This window comes from Streptomyces curacoi, from assembly GCF_001513975.1.
Lineage (GTDB): Bacteria > Actinomycetota > Actinomycetes > Streptomycetales > Streptomycetaceae > Streptomyces > Streptomyces curacoi.
On the sequence record NZ_KQ947990.1, the window covers coordinates 536036 to 552122 of the forward strand.

General features: G+C 72.5%; 16 protein-coding genes. 8 read left to right on the forward strand and 8 right to left on the reverse strand.

Going from position 1 to position 16087, the window contains the following annotated elements:
• Positions 1–88 precede the first annotated feature (88 nt).
• Positions 89–529, reverse strand: coding sequence for a hypothetical protein (locus AQI70_RS25585; protein WP_079051475.1), 441 nt, complete (start codon positions 527–529; stop codon positions 89–91).
• A 255-nt stretch (positions 530–784) separates the two neighbouring features.
• Here AQI70_RS25585 and AQI70_RS25590 point away from each other — a divergent pair, with 255 nt between their 5' ends.
• Together AQI70_RS25590 and AQI70_RS25595 are read left to right on the forward strand one after the other, a co-directional pair.
• Positions 785–1645, forward strand: coding sequence for a MurR/RpiR family transcriptional regulator (locus tag AQI70_RS25590; RefSeq protein ID WP_062153986.1), 861 nt, complete (start codon positions 785–787; stop codon positions 1643–1645).
• A 147-nt stretch (positions 1646–1792) separates the two neighbouring features.
• Positions 1793–2377, forward strand: a complete 585-nt coding sequence (locus AQI70_RS25595; RefSeq protein WP_107117079.1) for a hypothetical protein — start codon at positions 1793–1795, stop codon at positions 2375–2377.
• A gap of 23 nt (positions 2378–2400) precedes the next feature.
• Here the strand turns inward: AQI70_RS25595 and AQI70_RS25600 are convergent, their stop codons facing one another.
• The 5 genes from AQI70_RS25600 to AQI70_RS25620 form a co-directional block, all read right to left on the reverse strand.
• Positions 2401–2775, reverse strand: coding sequence for a roadblock/LC7 domain-containing protein (locus tag AQI70_RS25600; protein ID WP_062153990.1), 375 nt, complete (start codon positions 2773–2775; stop codon positions 2401–2403).
• Positions 2776–2789: 14 nt separating this feature from the next.
• Positions 2790–3308, reverse strand: coding sequence for a roadblock/LC7 domain-containing protein (locus AQI70_RS25605; RefSeq protein ID WP_062153992.1), 519 nt, complete (start codon positions 3306–3308; stop codon positions 2790–2792).
• A gap of 79 nt (positions 3309–3387) precedes the next feature.
• Positions 3388–4179 (reverse strand): hypothetical protein, encoded by a 792-nt coding sequence (locus AQI70_RS25610; RefSeq protein ID WP_062153995.1) that lies wholly within the window; start codon positions 4177–4179, stop codon positions 3388–3390.
• Positions 4176–4568, reverse strand: coding sequence for a hypothetical protein (locus tag AQI70_RS25615; RefSeq protein WP_062153997.1), 393 nt, complete (start codon positions 4566–4568; stop codon positions 4176–4178). Before AQI70_RS25615 ends, AQI70_RS25610 begins: the two co-directional genes overlap by 4 nt.
• Before the next feature lie 134 nt (positions 4569–4702).
• Complete coding sequence (locus tag AQI70_RS25620; protein WP_244181833.1) at positions 4703–6199, reverse strand: type III PLP-dependent enzyme domain-containing protein; 1497 nt, start codon at positions 6197–6199, stop codon at positions 4703–4705.
• A gap of 128 nt (positions 6200–6327) precedes the next feature.
• On the opposite strand from AQI70_RS25620, the gene hutU reads away from it, so the two are divergent.
• Genes hutU through hutI form a run of 4 tightly spaced genes read left to right on the forward strand, consistent with a single transcriptional unit; the run spans position 6328 to position 11844 of the window.
• The gene (gene hutU, locus AQI70_RS25625) at positions 6328–7992 is read left to right on the forward strand and encodes a urocanate hydratase (RefSeq protein ID WP_062153999.1); all 1665 of its coding nucleotides are present in this window, start codon (positions 6328–6330) and stop codon (positions 7990–7992) included.
• Between the two features lie 11 nt (positions 7993–8003).
• A complete protein-coding gene (locus AQI70_RS25630; protein WP_062154168.1) occupies positions 8004–9206 on the forward strand; it encodes an allantoate amidohydrolase in 1203 nt (400 codons plus the stop codon).
• On the forward strand, positions 9203–10552 hold the full coding sequence (locus AQI70_RS25635) for a formimidoylglutamate deiminase (protein WP_062154001.1): 1350 nt from the start codon (positions 9203–9205) through the stop codon (positions 10550–10552). Before AQI70_RS25630 ends, AQI70_RS25635 begins: the two co-directional genes overlap by 4 nt.
• Positions 10549–11844 carry an imidazolonepropionase gene (gene hutI / locus AQI70_RS25640; protein WP_062154003.1) on the forward strand — a complete coding sequence of 432 codons (1296 nt, stop codon included), beginning with the start codon at positions 10549–10551 and terminating at the stop codon, positions 11842–11844. The genes AQI70_RS25635 and hutI overlap by 4 nt, the downstream gene beginning before the upstream one ends.
• A gap of 1 nt (position 11845) precedes the next feature.
• Here the strand turns inward: hutI and AQI70_RS25645 are convergent, their stop codons facing one another.
• The gene (locus tag AQI70_RS25645) at positions 11846–13414 is read right to left on the reverse strand and encodes an RICIN domain-containing protein (protein WP_062154005.1); all 1569 of its coding nucleotides are present in this window, start codon (positions 13412–13414) and stop codon (positions 11846–11848) included.
• Positions 13415–13634: 220 nt separating this feature from the next.
• Positions 13635–14576: an RNA polymerase sigma factor SigF gene (locus AQI70_RS25650; RefSeq protein WP_004000672.1), complete on the reverse strand. Its 942-nt coding sequence runs from the start codon at positions 14574–14576 to the stop codon at positions 13635–13637.
• A gap of 239 nt (positions 14577–14815) precedes the next feature.
• Between AQI70_RS25650 and AQI70_RS25655 the strand changes: the two genes are divergently transcribed.
• Positions 14816–15202: an STAS domain-containing protein gene (locus tag AQI70_RS25655; RefSeq protein WP_062154007.1), complete on the forward strand. Its 387-nt coding sequence runs from the start codon at positions 14816–14818 to the stop codon at positions 15200–15202.
• Between the two features lie 238 nt (positions 15203–15440).
• Positions 15441–15953: an ATP-binding protein gene (locus AQI70_RS25660; RefSeq protein ID WP_062154009.1), complete on the forward strand. Its 513-nt coding sequence runs from the start codon at positions 15441–15443 to the stop codon at positions 15951–15953.
• The last annotated feature ends 134 nt before the right edge of the window (positions 15954–16087 follow it).

Sequence of the window (16087 nt, forward strand, 5' to 3'; positions counted from 1 at the left end):
GCCGCTCTCGCGGAGGTGGTTGCTCGCCTTCGTGGTTCCTCAATCAGTGGTTGCGGTAGTCGTCGCTTTTTTCGGCGACTTGAGCCCCTCAGTCCTCCCAGCGGTCCTCGTCCTTGGCCGACTTGCGGCGCAGGCCCCGGAAGAGCCCCGGGTTCGTGCGCACCGCCTGCACGACGTTCACGCCGACGATGCCGACCCACGTGACCAGCAGGCCGGAGAGGCCGGCCACGCCGCCGCCGATGCCGGACAGCGGGATCGCCACGACCAGCGAGACGATGCCGAAACCGAAGCGCTCACCGAAGGAGTCCGTCGGCTTCGGCGACCGGGCGCCCCGGGCCGCAACCATCTGCTGCTCGGCCAGCTGCCGGCGCAACCGGCGCTCGACCGCCCCGTCGATGCGCTGGTCGACCTTCTCCATGAACGAGTCGACCAGCGCGGACTCGTACTCCTCGCCCAGTTCCCTGCGGGCCCGCAGGGTGGCGTCGAATTCCTTCTTCAGCTCGGTGTCCCGCGCGTCCATTCCGGTCATGCGACCCACGGTAGAAAGCGGGGGCGACGGCCGCACTGGGGATAGCCCCCCTGTTCGGCCGGGGGTGCGCAGATGTCCCTTGCCCGGCTGTATAAGGTCATGCAGAGTTCTTGGTATCTGAATAGGTCGACATCCGGACAGTGGGGTGCTTGGGCTTCATGACGGCTCGGATCGTGGGTGCACCCGGCTCCGTGCGCACCGGCCCCGTCGCTCCGGACGGGTCGGCTTCACGGACATCTTGAGGGGGAGCGCGCCATGAGCGTGGACAGGAACACCAGCGGGACGGACAGCCCCGCCGCGCGGCTGCAGGCGCTCTTCGAGGGGCACCGGCTCACCCCGACCCAGCGGCGCATCGCGCACAGCATGGTGCGGCGGGCCGCCGACGTGCCGTTCCTGTCCAGCGTGGAGCTGGCGGAGCTGGCCGGGGTCAGCCAGCCGTCCGTGACGCGCTTCGCCGTCGCCCTCGGCTTCGACGGCTACCCGGCGCTGCGCAGGCACCTGCGCGAGGTCGCGCCCGTCGAGCAGGCCCCCGAGGCCGGCTCGTACAACGAGTACCAGCAGGCCGTCGAGGCGGAGATCGAGAACCTCAGGCACCTGGCCGAGGTGCTGGCCGACCCGCGTCCGGTGCAGAGGGCGGGCCGTCTGATCGCGGCCTCCCGCCCCCTGCCCGTCCTCGGCCTGCGCGCCGCGGCCGCCCAGGCGTACGGCTTCGCCTACTTCGCCGCCAAGGTCCACCCGGACGTACGGCTGCTGCACGAGGGCGGCACGATGATCCAGGACCGTATCGACGCGGCCGTACGGGCCGGTGCGACGGCCCTGCTCTGCTTCGCGCTGCCCCGGCATCCCCGCGAGGTCGTGGACACCCTCGCGTACGCCAAGGAGGCCGGGCTGACCGTCGTCACGGTCGCCGACTCCGCCTTCGCGCCGGTCGCCAAGGTCTCCGACCTGCTGCTGCCCGCCGCCGTCGGCACGGGCCTCGCCTTCGACACGGCCTGCGCGCCGATGCTGCTGGGCCGGGTCCTGCTGGAGGCGATGTGCGACGACCTGCCCGACGCCCAGGCGCGGCTGGAGGAGTTCGACGCGCGGGCGGCGGCGCGGGGGCTTTTCGTGGACTGAGAGGGACTTCTCAGGGGACTGAGAGGGGGACTTCTCAGGGGACTGAGAGGGACTTCTTGAGAAGCGGGATTTTTAAGACTCGTCTCACGTTCCTTCACTAATCTGCCCGCCGACAGGACTGTGCCAAGGGCGACAAGGAGGCGGAACGTGGCACGCGGAGGTCAGGGACTGGCTCGGGTGGCTGTCGTCGTGCGGGCCGGAGCGGCGCCGCTGTGGTGGCTCGGGGTGTTCGCGGCGGGCATCGGGGTGCTGGTGCCGGGGCTGACCGGGCGCCGGATCGGGGTGCTGGCCGGGGCCGCGCTGTTCATCGTCGCCGGGGCGGTGGTGGCGTACGCCCGGCGCGGGCGCTACACCGAACTCATCCGTTCGGCCGCCCGCGCCGGCAAGCACGACGTGCTCCAGGACCGCTCGGTGGCCGTCCGCAACTGGCGCCGGGGACATCGCTGGTGGCTGCTGCTGGCGTTCCTCGCCGCGCTGGGCAGCGCGTTCGCCGTGCCGGCGGCCGGCGGGCTGCTGCTGGCGGGGTGCGGGGCGGGGCTGTGGCTGAAGGCCGCGTGGCTCGGGCGGCGGGAGCGGGCCGAGAGCGCCCTGCTGTGGGTGCGGGTCGACTGGCTGGACGGCCGGGGCGGCCGGCCGGCCGGCAAGGCGGTCAAGGCCTACCGCAGCACGGGCGTCGCGGCGGGCGACGCGGCCCCGGGCGGGACCCGCCGCCGCACCGCGGCGCTGGTGTAGGCCGGACTCGGAGCCCGCGCGGATCAGACCTCGAGCTCCGCCTCGATCTTCCGCAACTGGTGCCTGGCCATGGCCAGGTTGGCGCGCTTGGCGTCGAGGACCAGGTACAGGAAGAGGCCGTTGCCCCCGCGTCCGGTGATCAGCCGGATCAGGTGGTACTGGTCGGTGAGGGTGATCAGGATGTCCTCGATGCCGCCCTTGAGGCCGAGGTGCTCCATCGTGCGCATCTTGGCGCGGACGACATCGGTGTTGCCGGCCGCGGCGACATTGAGGTCGAAGCTCTTGCTGCCGCCCAGCGTGCCCAGCGCCATCCCGCTGGTGTAGTCGACCAGGGCGGCTCCGGTCGCGCCCTCGATCGAGGCGAGGCATTCCTTCAGCGTGGTCTCGGTGTTCGCCATGACGTGGTGTCCTCTCAATTTTCGGTGGTGGAAGGGGGGTTGGCGGAATGGCCGGCGCCGGTGGTGGTCGTGCGGGTGGCGCGGGCGGCCCTCGGGCGCGTGGCCGGGGGTTTGGCGGGTTCCTTGGCGGGGCCCCGGGCGGGGCTTTTCCTGACCGGCGCCGCCTCGCTGTCGACGAGTTCGCCGATACGGGCGCCGGCGCGGCGGCCTTCCAGGTGCAGCCGGCCGACGTTGACGCCGTCCTGGGCGAGCAGTGTCAGGACGGCGGTGCGGCCCGCGGCGTACGTCGCCACATAGCCGTTCGCCCCGCGCACGAGCAGCTCCCGGAAGCCGCCGCGGCCGGTGGCGTCCGTCACCCGCACCGCGACGCCGAGCGCGGCGGCGGTGAGCGCGGCGAGGCCGTCCGGCTCGACGCCGGGTGTGTCGTGGGCCAGCACGAGGCCGTCCACGCCGGCCGCGAGCGCGCCGGTCAGCTGGGGCACGCGGGCTCTGAGCCGGCGGAACTCGTCGAGTATCGGGGCCTCCGCGGCCATCAGATGTCTCCTCTCGGCACCGGACCGCTGGGGCGGGCGCCGTCGCCCGGTCTGCTCGCGGTCCTCGAAGGGGTTGCGGTCAAAGGGCCTCCAGCGCATCCCTGACCCTCTTCAGCAGCGCGATACAGGGGTCGGCGAAGTCGGGTGGCGGGTGGTCCCCGACGGGCGGGGTCTGCGGGGAGACCAGCCCGGCCGCGGCCAGCCGCCGTATGTGCACCAGCGTGTGGAACGCCGGTCTGCCCAGCTCCCGCGCGATGTCCGCGGCCCGCCGTACGCCGTCCACCCGGGCGAGTACGGCGGCCTGCCGGGACGGGACGGCGGGGGCGGCGGCCGGATCGGCGCGGACCAGGCGGGCGCCGTCCGTCGCCGGGTCGGGCCAGATGCGGTGCAGCAGGGCGCGGCGGCGCAGAGTCTCGCGCTCCAGGCCGGCGACCGGCACGGGACGCACGGAGGCGAGCCAGTGCGCGCGGCCGTAGCGGAAGCGGCCGGGGGTGCCGCTGGGCGCGAGGGCGAAGTACGCGGCGTCGTACAGGGCGCTCACCTGGGCCACTTCCAGCGCGCCCGGGGTGAGGCCGCGGTGCAGGAGCCGGCCCCCGTCGGCGCTGTCCTGGGCGGCCCGCCAGGTGTCGGGGTCCAGGGCGCCGTGGGCGGTGAGGAGCACGTCGAGCCCGGGGGCGAGCGGGCTCTCGGCGTGCACCACCCGGCCCTCGGCGAGGTGGAGTGTGCCGTGCTCGCGGACCAGGACGCCGGTCGCCCGCTCGTGCGCGAGCCGGGTCAGCATCGGCGAGAGGCCGCCTGGGGCCCGCTCACCGGCCGCCGTCCGGTGCCGGACCGGCAGGCGGGGCGGCGGGGTGGTTCCGACGACGGTCATGCCAGCACCAGCCGTTCGGCCATCTCGCCCAGCCGGATGCGGGCCAGCGCGAGGTTCCCCTCCGAGCGGCCCAGCCACAGGTACAGCACCACACTGCTGTCGAAGGACGTCGGCACGAACCGCAGTACGTGGTAGCTGTCCCGGTTGCTGAGGATCACGTCCTCGACGGGCGGATCCGCGGGCCCGGCGTCGTCGCCGGGCCCGAACGCGTGCTGCTCGGCGGCCAGCCGGGCCAGCTCCGCGGTCTCGGCGGCCGCCGTCTCGTGGTCGCCGCCCGGCGGATCGCCCACGGTGCCCAGGGCCAGTCCGCTCGTCCAGTCGACCAGTGCGGCGCCGCGCGCACCGGGCAGCCGCATCGTCTCCAACAGGCACTCGTCGATTCCGGGCACCGTCGCTCCCCTCCCGCCTGGGGTCCGGCTGAGTGACGGCCAAACTACGCAACGTGTGTGCGGCGGGTGAGGGTTCTGGCATTTTCCAGTGGAACATGCGCGGAATGACTAAGGTGGGTCAACTGCCCCTGCTCTCAAGCCGTTTGACCGCCCAGGTCCCACCGGCGTTCGTCGTCCCTCGTCACCGGCGCGGGCAGGGAGGTGAGCGAGGCCGCGTGCGCCCCGCCCGATTCGGCCACGATCTCGTCGAGCGACTGAGGCTCGCGCACGGTCGCGAAGGCGATGCCCCCCGCCGGGTCCGCGGCGAAGCCGTAGATGCCGGGCCGGGCCAGGGAGTTGTAGGCGTAGTGGTGCGCGAAGTAGTACGCCCCCGTGTCCAGCGCCGCCGCGAAGTCCCCCTGCTCCAGCAACGGCAGCGTGCACCCCGCGGCCAGCAGGTCGCCCGAGAAGCACGCCGGGCCGGCCACGTCCTGCACCACGGCCGGCCCCTCCTTCGGGCGCCCCTTGCCGTCGTACGCGGCGATCCGCAGCGGCCAGCTCCCCGGCGCGTACACCGTGCGCGTGGCGACCTGCACGCCCGCGTGCGTGATGGCCACCGGACGGCCGCCCGCGCTCTTGGCGTACTCGACCCGCGCCACCACCGTCCCGTGCTTGGCCAGCAGCGACCGGCCGAACTCCGTGACCAGCCCGTACCGCCCGTCGAACAGCCCCGGCACCGCCTCGCTCAGCAGGCGCGCGTACTGCGCGTACGTCGGCGTGGTCGCGTCCGAGGCGAAGTTCACCGGCAGTCCGCCGCCGATGTCGAGCGTGTCGATCTGCCGCCGGCCGACCCGCCGGTTGATCTCCTCGGCGAGCGCGTACGTGTCCGCCACCCCCTGGGCCATGAGCGACAGCGGGATGCCCTGCGAGCCGGTGTGCGCGTGCAGCCGGGTCAGCCACGGACGGTCCTGGTACGCCCGTACGACCCACTCCCGCGCCCCCTCGTCGCGCAGCGCCACGCCGAACTTCGACGTCGCCGTGGCCGTGGACGTCGCCTCGATGGAACCCCCGCCGACCTGCGGGTTCACCCGGATACCGAGCGGGGAGCGGCTGGTCGCGGACCTCATCAGGCCGTCGATGCGGTCCAGCTCCTGCGGGTTGTCCGCGTTGACGGCGATCCCCAGCGCCAGCGCCTCGCGCAGCTCGGCCGGGGTCTTGGCGGGCGAGTCCAGGACCGTCATCTCCGGGCGCAGCCCGGCCGCCCGCGCCAGCGCCAGCTCGCCCGGGCTCGCCACCTCCGCGCCGATGCCCTCCTCGACCAGCAGCCGCAGCACCGGTACCAGCGGGGTCGCCTTCACCGCGAAGGCGTGCAGCACGGGCGTGCCTGGCGCCACCACCGCCTCGAACGCCGCCCGCAGCGCCGCCGCCGACTCCCGGATGCCGGTGACGTCGAGCAGGCCGACGATGGGGGAGCCGGCCCCCAGCAGTCCCTGCTCCACGGCGGCCCGCACCGCCTCGTCCCGGCGGGTCGCCCGCTCGGCGTCACCCGCCGGAATCCCGATGCCGTTGCCCACGGCGCCCCCCGTCCTGTTGCCCACCACGCCCCCCGTCATGTCGTTCACATCCCCCGTCGCATGGCTGTCCGTGCCCATACATCCAGCCAAACACCCGCGACGCGCCCGCGCTGGCGCACCGACGTATTGACTAGTTCTATTCAGGCCGCCAGGATGTGAATATCCACCTCAACAGTTCGCAGTCACAGTCCGCTGGGAGGCAGACCATGTCAGGACCCCGCCCCGTCCGAGCGCCGCGCGGCACGGAACTGAGCGCCCTGGGGTGGCAGCAGGAAGCCGCCCTGCGGATGCTGCAGAACAACCTCGACCCCGAAGTCGCCGAGCACCCCGACAAGCTCGTCGTCTACGGCGGCACGGGCAAGGCGGCCCGGGACTGGCGCTCCTTCGACGCCATGGTCCGCACCCTGAGGACCCTCAAGCAGGACGAGACCATGCTCGTCCAGTCCGGTCGCCCGGTCGGCGTCATGCAGACCCACGAGTGGGCCCCGCGCGTTCTCATCGCCAACTCCAACCTCGTCGGCGACTGGGCCAACTGGGAGGAGTTCCGCCGCCTGGAGGCCCTCGGCCTCACCATGTACGGCCAGATGACGGCCGGCTCCTGGATCTACATCGGCACCCAGGGCATCCTCCAGGGCACCTACGAGACCTTCGCCGCCGTCGCCGCGAAGAAGTTCGGCGGCACCCTCGCCGGGACGATCACCCTCACCGCCGGTCTCGGCGGCATGGGCGGTGCCCAGCCGCTCGCCGTGACCATGAACGACGGTGTCGCCCTGTGCATCGACTGCGACCCGCGCGCCATCGAGCGGCGTATCGAGCACCGCTACCTGGATGTGCAGGCCGACTCGCTGGACCATGCGTTGCAGCTGGCGGTGGAGGCCCGTGACGCCCGCCGTCCGCTGTCCATCGGTGTCCTCGGCAACGCCGCCGAACTGGTCCCGCAGCTCCTCGCGATGGGCGCCCCCATCGACATCGTCACCGACCAGACCTCCGCCCACGACCCGCTGGCCTACCTGCCGCTGGGCGTCGACTTCGACGAGATGGCCTCCTACGCCGCCAAGGACCCGGCCGGCTTCACCACCCGGGCCCGGGAATCCATGGCCAGGCACGTCGAGGCCATGGTCGGCTTCATGGACGCCGGCGCCGAGGTCTTCGACTACGGCAACTCGATCCGGGGCGAGGCGCAGCTCGCCGGATACGACCGGGCGTTCGCCTTCCCGGGCTTCGTGCCGGCCTACATCCGCCCGCTCTTCTGCGAGGGCAAGGGCCCCTTCCGGTGGGCGGCCCTGTCGGGCGACCCGGCCGACATCGCCAGGACCGACAAGGCGATCCTGGAGCTGTTCCCGGAGAACGAGTCCCTGGCCCGCTGGATCAAGATGGCGGGGGAGCGGGTGCACTTCCAGGGGCTGCCCGCCCGCATCTGCTGGCTCGGCTACGGCGAGCGGGACAAGGCGGGCGAGCGCTTCAACGACATGGTGGCCGGCGGTGAGCTGACGGCCCCGCTGGCCATCGGCCGCGACCACCTGGACTGCGGTTCCGTCGCCTCTCCGTACCGCGAGACCGAGGCCATGCTCGACGGCTCGGACGCGATCGCCGACTGGCCGCTGCTGAACGCCATGGTGAACGTGGCCTCCGGCGCGTCCTGGGTGTCCATCCACCACGGCGGCGGCGTGGGCATGGGGCGGTCCATCCACGCCGGCCAGGTGACGGTGGCCGACGGCACGAAGCTCGGCGGCGAGAAGATCCGCCGGGTGCTGACGAACGACCCGGGCATGGGCGTCATCCGGCACGTGGACGCCGGGTACGACATCGCGGAGTCGGTGGCCGATGAGCGGGGCGTGCGAGTGCCCATGCGTGAAGGTGAAGACGCGTGACGTTCCACAGCATGTGGGCGGAGCTGCTGCCCATGGGCCGCAGCTCCGCCTCCGGCGGCTACCGCCGCTTCGCCTGGACCGGGGTGGACCTCGAATGCCGGGCCTGGTTCAAGGCGCAGGCCGAAGCGCGTGGGCTGGCCTACGAGGTCGACCGGAACGGGAACCAGTGGGCCTGGCTCGGGGACCCCGCCGCCGGGGACGCGGTCGTCACCGGGTCGCACCTCGACTCCGTGCCGGACGGTGGGGCCTTCGACGGGCCCCTCGGGGTCGTGTCGTCCTTCGCCGCCCTCGATGAACTCCGGGCCCGCCGGGTCGCGTTCACCAAGCCCCTCGCCGTCGTCAACTTCGGCGACGAAGAGGGCGCCCGCTTCGGGCTCGCCTGCGTCGGGTCCCGGCTGACCGCCGGGCGGCTCAGCGTCGAGGACGCCCACAAACTGACCGACGGGGACGGGACCAGCCTGCCCCGGGCCATGGAGACCGCCGGGTACGACCCCGACGCCATCGGCGCCGACCCCGAGCGGCTCTCCCGCATCGGCGCCTTCGTGGAACTGCACGTCGAGCAGGGCCGCGCCCTCGACCTGTCCGGCGACCGGGTCGGTATCGCCAGTGCCATCTGGCCGCACGGCCGGTGGCGGTTCGACTTCCGGGGCGAGGCCAACCACGCGGGGACCACACGGCTCGTGGACCGGCGCGACCCGATGCTGTCGTACGCCGAGACCGTGCTCGCCGCCCGCCGGGAGGCGGAGCTCGCCGGAGCGGTCGCCACCTTCGGCAAGATCGCCGTCGAGCCCAACGGCGTCAACGCCATCCCCTCCCTGGTGCGCGGCTGGCTCGACTCCCGTGCCGAGGACCAGGACAGCCTCGACCGCGTGGTCGACGGCATCGAGAGGGCCGCCCGGGAGTACGCGGCGGCCCACGGCATCGACCTCGACGTCGTCCGGGAGTCCTTCACGCCCGTCGTCGAGTTCGACCACGCCCTGCGCGACGAACTCGCCCGCATCCTGGGCAAGCAGACCGACATCACCGTGCCCGTCCTGGGTACCGGAGCCGGACACGACGCCGGAATCCTCTCCGGGAGCATCCCGACCGCCATGCTGTTCGTACGCAACCCGACGGGCGTCTCGCACTCCCCGGCCGAGTTCGCCACCGAGGACGACTGCGTGGCCGGAGTCATCGCCCTCGCCGACGTACTGGAAGGACTGGCCTGCTCGTGACGCCCACCCGGCACAGCGGTACGTACTGGCTGGAACACGCCTGGCTCGGCACGCACGTCGAGCCGGGCGTCGCCGTGGACACGGAGGCCGGCCGCATCACCGCCGTGCGGACCGAGGTCCCCACCCCGCCCCCCGGCGCCGAGATCCTCCGCGGACTGACTCTCCCCGGGCTGGCGAACGCCCACTCGCACGCCTTCCACCGCGCCCTGCGCGGCACCGTCCAGGTCGGCTCCGGCACCTTCTGGACCTGGCGCGAGGTCATGTACTCCGTCGCCGACCGGCTGACCCCGGAGACGTACCACGCCCTCGCCCGCGCCGTGTACGCGGAGATGGCCCTCGCCGGCATCACCGCCGTCGGCGAGTTCCACTACGTCCACCACGCCCCGGGCGGCACCCCGTACGCCGACCCCAACGCCATGGGCGAGGCCCTCATCGCGGCCGCCGCCGAAGCCGGCATTCGGATCACCCTCCTCGACACCGCCTACCTCTCCTCCGGCTTCGGACAGCCCCCCAACACCCACCAGCTGCGCTTCTCCGACGGGAACGCCGAGGCCTGGGCCGAACGCTGTTCAGTTCTCAAGGAGCGCGATCACGCACGGATCGGGGCGGCGATCCACTCGGTGCGGGCCGTGCCCGCCGGCCAACTCGGAACAGTCGCCCGCTGGGCCGAGGAGCGGCGGGCCCCGCTCCATGTGCACCTGTCCGAGCAGACCGCCGAGAACGAGGCATGCCTGGAGGTCCACGGCTGCACCCCGACGCAGCTGCTCGCCCTGCACGGCGTCCTCGGCCCGCGCACCACCGGTGTCCACAACACCCACCTCACCGCCGAGGACATCTCCCTGATCGGCGGCAGCGGCACCGGCACCTGTATGTGCCCGACGACCGAGCGGGACCTCGCGGACGGCATCGGGCCGGCCGTCGCCCTGCAGAACGAGGGCTCTCCGCTCTCCCTCGGCTCCGACAGCCACGCCGTGATCGACCTGTTCGAAGAGGCCCGCGCGATGGAGCTGAACGAGCGCCTGCGCACCCGTACGCGAGGTCACTGGACGGCGGCGGCCCTCCTGCGGGCGGCCTCCGCCGACGGCCACGCGGCCCTCGGCTGGGACGACGCGGGCACCATCGAGCCCGGCGCCCGCGCCGACCTCGTCACGATCGCGCTCGACTCGGTCAGGACGGCAGGGCCGCTTCCGCGGCTCGGGGCCGAGACGGCCGTATTCGCTGCGTCGGCAGCAGACGTGTCGCATACGGTCGTGGGCGGCCGGCATGTCGTACGGGACGGGGTCCACACCCTCGTACCGGATGTGCCGAAAGCCCTCGCGGACGCCGTCGAAGCGCTGCGCGGATGACCCCGGGCCGCCCACCCGCGCGGCCCGCCCCCGCTCCCGAACCCGACCCCACCGCCGACCAGGCCAGCAAGGACGCCATGAGCAACGCGACGACCGTCAGCCCCGCCCACTCCGCGAGCACCGCGAGCACGCTCATCACCAACATCGCCGCCCTGGTCACCAACGACCCCTCCCTCGGTGACGGATCCCCCCTCGGACTGATCCAGGACGCGGCCGTCGTCATCGAAGGCGACCGCGTCGCGTGGACCGGTGATCAAAGCAAAGCACCCGCCACTGACAATCGGGTCGACGCTGGTGGCCGCGCGGTCCTCCCCGGCTTCGTCGACTCCCACTCCCACCTGGTCTTCGCGGGCGACCGGACGCAGGAGTTCAACGCCCGGATGTCGGGGCGGCCGTACAGCGCGGGCGGTATCCGTACGACCGTCGCCGCCACCCGCGCCGCCACCGACGAGGAGCTCGAACGCAACCTCACCCGCTACCTCACCGAGGCCCTGCACCAGGGCACCACCACCTTCGAGACCAAGTCCGGCTACGGCCTGACGGTCCAGGACGAGGCCCGGGCGCTGCGCATCGCCGCCGCCCACACCGACGAGGTCACCTACCTCGGGGCCCACATCGTCTCCCCCGACCACGCCGACGACCCGGCCGCCTATGTCGCCCTCGTCACCGGCGAGATGCTCGACGCCTGTGCGCCGTACGCCCGTTGGATCGACGTCTTCTGCGAGAAGGGCGCCTTCGACGGCGACCAGGCCCGCGCGATCCTCACCGCGGGCAAGGCCAGGGGCCTGCACCCCCGCGTCCACGCCAACCAGCTCTCCTACGGCCCCGGCGTGCAGCTGGCCGTCGAACTCGACGCCGCCAGCGCCGACCACTGCACCCATCTCACGGACGCGGACGTCGACGCCCTGGCCAACAGCCGTACGGTCGCCACCCTCCTCCCCGGCGCCGAGTTCTCCACCCGCGCCCAGTGGCCCGACGCCCGCCGCCTCCTCGACGCGGGCGTCACCGTCGCCCTGTCCACCGACTGCAACCCGGGCTCGTCCTTCACCTCCTCCGTCCCCTTCTGCATCGCGCTCGCGGTACGGGACATGAGGATGACCCCGGACGAGGCGGTGTGGTCGGCCACGGCGGGCGGGGCGGCGGCACTGCGGCGCGAGGACATCGGCCGCCTGTCAGCGGGCGCCCGCGCCGACCTGCTCCTGCTCGACGCCCCGAGCCATGTGCACCTGGCCTACCGGCCGGGGGTTCCGCTGGTCAGCGGGGTGTGGCGGCGGGGGCTGCGGGTCCTCTGAATCAGGAGGCCCCCGCCCGCCACCGCTGTTCCGCCCGGCCCGCGTCCCCCACCAGGGACAGCGATCTGTCCGCGCTCGGGGTCAGTGCGTGGTCCGGGGCGATGACGGGATGGATCGCCCCGCGGGAGTCCACCCAGAACATCAGGTTCTGTCCGTTGCTGCCGTAGACGGAGCCGCAGGTCCAGATGCCGACGCCCCGGTACACGGAGCCCCGGCTGTCCAGGCAGAAGTCGGGGTAGGCGTACGACTGGAGCAGGCCGCGTTCGAAGTCGACCCGCCACCGCTGGTCGCGAGCGGACGTGCAGGTGGCCGTGACGACGTCCGTGCCGTTCCCGGGGGCGCCGTCGATGTCCAGGCACAGTCCCGTGGCGACGTTCACGATCTGGGCGTAGGTGCCGTTCGGCGGGTGTGCGGGGGAGGGGGTCGGCTTCGGGCGGGCGGTCTTCGTCGGCGTCGGACTCCTCGTCGGGGACGGTGACTTGGAGCTGCGCGAGGGCGAAGGTGAGGGCGAGAGCGACGGCGAGGGTGAGCGCGGCGAGGCCGACGGCGTCGCCGACACTGTGGCCGTCACCGTCACCGCCACCGTAGGCACACTCACCGGAGTGCCGACCGAGGCCACCGGATCCTGCGACGACGGCGAACCGCCCTGCGCCACCAGGAGGGCGATCAGCGGCACCAACGCCGCCCCGAGCGCCGCCGACACCAGAGCGAACCGGCGCCGCTGTGCGGGCCGAGCCCCGTCCGCCGCAGCAAGGACGGCCTCCCGCTCCCCGGCCGCACCCGCCAAGTAGCCCGCCCCGCTCCAGGGCAGCAGCCCCTCCGCCAGTGCGGTGCGGGGCATGTCCCGCACCGCCGACAACTCCTCGTAGGCCGTCGAGCAGTGCGGGCAGCGCGCCATGTGGCCGTGCAGGTCGGCGCTGTCGCGGGGGCTGTCCGGCCGTACGGACTCCTCGATGAGGCGGCCGAAGTCGGGGCAGTCCGGGTCGTCGGAGGCGGCGAGGCGGGTGCGCAGGCAGGCCCGGGACAGCTGCTGCAGTGCCGGTTCGAGGCCGTACGTCACGTCCTCGCGGGTCAGGCCCAGGAGACCGGCCGTCCGTTCCACCGGCTCCCGCTCCACGATCCCGTACCAGAGCAGGCCCTGGATGCGGGACGGCAGGGACTGGAACGCCGTGAGCATGGGCGGGACGGGGCCGGCGGGGCCGGCCGTGTTCAGGACGAGCAGCAGGCTCGCGTCGAGGCCCGCCGCCCGTTCGTCCATGGCCCAGGTCCCGGCCGACCGGGCCGTCAGCAGCAGGAGCCGGTGCCGCCAGGGGAGCCCGGGGTCGATGCCGTGCGCGGTCTGACGGGCCGCCAGCGTGAACGCCTGGGCCGCCAACTGCCGCGCCATGGACTCGTTCGGGGTGCACAGGCGGGCATAGCCGAGGACGGGGGCGTGATGGCGGGCGCGGAGCTCCTGGAGCGCGGAGTACGCGGTGGCCGTGTCGGCGCGCAGCAGTTCGGTGAGCCGGGCGTCGGACACGCCCTCGTGCGTCCCGCTGCCACGGTCCCCGCCGTCGTCGGCCCGAGCCATGCGCCTGCCTCCTTGCAGCCTTGCGACCCGCCCGAAGCCCTGGGCTACCGGCGGGTATGACGGCTCATAGTGGAGGAAGGGAAGGCGTGGGGAAAGGGTTTCTGCGGGTAACCAATGAACCAATCCCGAACGCACTGTGCCCGGTGTCCGGCCGACGAATTTCGGCGGGGCACCGGGCACAGTGCGGGTCAGCGGGGCGGACCCACCGCGTGAGCGGTCGTCACTCCTCGACCGTCAGCCCCTTTCGGAGCCGGATCAAGGTGCGCGACAGCAGCCGCGACACATGCATCTGCGAGATGCCGAGTTCGTCGCCGATCTCCGACTGGGTCATCCCCGCGACGAACCGCAGGGAGAGGATCTTGCGGTCTCTCGGCGGGAGTTCGGCGATGAGCGGCTTCAACGACTCGACGTACTCGATGCCTTCGATGCCGTGGTCCTCGTAGCCGATCCGGTCGGCCAGCGCGCCCTCGGCGTCGTCCTCCTCGGGCTGGGCGTCCAGCGACGAGGCGGTGTACGCGTTCGATGCCGCCATGCCCTCGACGACCTCGTCGTTGGTCAGACCGAGGCGCTCCGCCAGTTCCGCCACCGTCGGTGCGCGGTCCAGCTTCTGGGCCAGTTCGTCGCCGGCCTTGGCGAGGTCGAGCCGCAGCTCCTGCAGCCTCCTCGGCACCCGCACCGACCACGACGTGTCGCGGAAGAAGCGCTTGATCTCACCGATGATGGTCGGCATCGCGAAGGTGGGGAACTCCACGCCACGGCTGAGTTCGAAGCGGTCGATCGCCTTGATGAGGCCGATGGTGCCGACCTGGATGATGTCCTCCATCGGCTCGCTGCGCGAGCGGAAGCGGGAGGCGGCGAACTTGACCAGCGCGAGGTTGAGTTCGACGAGCGTGTTGCGGACGTACGAGTACTCGTGGGTCCCTTCCTCCAGCGACTCCAGCCGCGCGAAGAGGGTCTTGGACAGGGCCCGCGCGTCCACCGGCCCCACCTCGTCGTACGGGGGGATGTCCGGAAGCCCGGCGAGTACGTCGTCCTGAGCGAAGTCCTGTTCAGGGTGTACGGCGCTGCTGCGCTCGATGGGATCCAGATGTTCCGGTAGGGATGCCGACGTCGCGCTGGGGGTATGCGATGCGTCGAGCCGGGGTGACATGATGTCCTCCATCGTTCTCGGCATATGGCTGCCGAAGCCTGTGCGTGCACTGCGGTGTGCGGCGCCTCCAAAGCCGGCCGAGTCGGTTACGTGTCTCTACTAGCCCTACCCGCTTTCCGGAGTCCGCCGCAAGTGCGCTCTGTTCCGAAATGTCCGTTTCTGGGTGGATGTTCGGGTGTTGGAGGGCGTAGTGAAGGCGTAGTGTTCGAGAGCGTCAGTCAGCAGCCACGACGTCGGGAGTGAGACACGGCATGGACCGCGGGACGGTCGGCAGCGCACAGTCTGGCCGACTTCTGGTCGAGGTGCGGGAAGAGGGCTCCAGCGCCGTCGTGACCCCGGCGGGTGAGTTGGACCACCACACCGCCGATTTGTTGCGTGAACCACTTGAGGGCTGCCTCGACAAGGGCTTCAGTCGACTGGTCGTCGACTGCTCGCGGCTTGAGTTCTGCGACTCCACGGGGCTGAACGTCCTGCTCGGGGCGCGCCTGAAGGCGGAGGCCGCCGGAGGCGGAGTGCATCTGGCGGGCATGCTGCCCGTCGTTGCGCGTGTGTTCGAGATCACAGGGGCCGAGGCGGTCTTCACGGTCCACGACTCGCTCGCCGACGCCCTGGCCGACGAGGCCGGCGGGTCGGGTTGAGCCCCGCGCCCGACGCTGCATCAGACGTCACATCATTCGTCCCGAAAACGGGGGTGTTCCCTCGGCCCGGTCGGGCAGGAGACACCCTGAACCTGTCGGCTGTGATGTCGGCCACCGGGGGCCGGGGCGCCTGTGACCGACCTATCAGGCAAGGATTGTGTACTGGCGTACTGACTCTGCGTACTGACTTCCGAATTGTGTGAACGTTGAACTGGTGAATCGGTGAGGTGAAGCGCTGATGAGCACCACCCGGCCTTTCTCGCCGGGCGACCGCGGCCCTGAGCCCAGCGGCGCTTCCGGGGCGTCCGGGGGGCCCGAGTCGTCCGCCGAGCCGTCGGTGGGGCGTCAGGTCCGTCGGCTGGACTTCGAAGGCCAGAGCGGGGTCGTCCCGCTCGCCCGTGACTTCGCCCGCCAGGCGCTGTACGCGTGGGGCTGGCTGCCCGCCGCCACCGCCGACCAGCGGGCCGCCGCCGAGGACGTGCTGCTGGTCGTCTCCGAGCTGGTCACCAACGCCTGTCTGCACGCCGAGGGGCCCGCCGAGCTGTGGATCGCCTGCGACAACAAGGTGATCCGCGTCGAGGTCTCCGACCGCGGCACCGGCCAGCCCGCACCCCGCACCCCGCACCGCGCGGGCCGCCCCGGCGGCCACGGCATGTTCATCGTGCAGCGGCTCTGCCTGGACTGGGGGGTCGTACGGACGCCGGGGGTCGCGGGCAAGACGGTCTGGGCGGAGCTGGGCGCACCGGCGTAGGGCGCCTTTCCGGCCGTACGGGGAACGGGGCGGCGGCCGTGGCGGGGCCGGACGGACCGCGGCCTGATGCGCGACGCCTGTCGGACTACGGCGTGACGGAGCACCTCGTGTTACCCGGGGGCCCGTGACGGGCG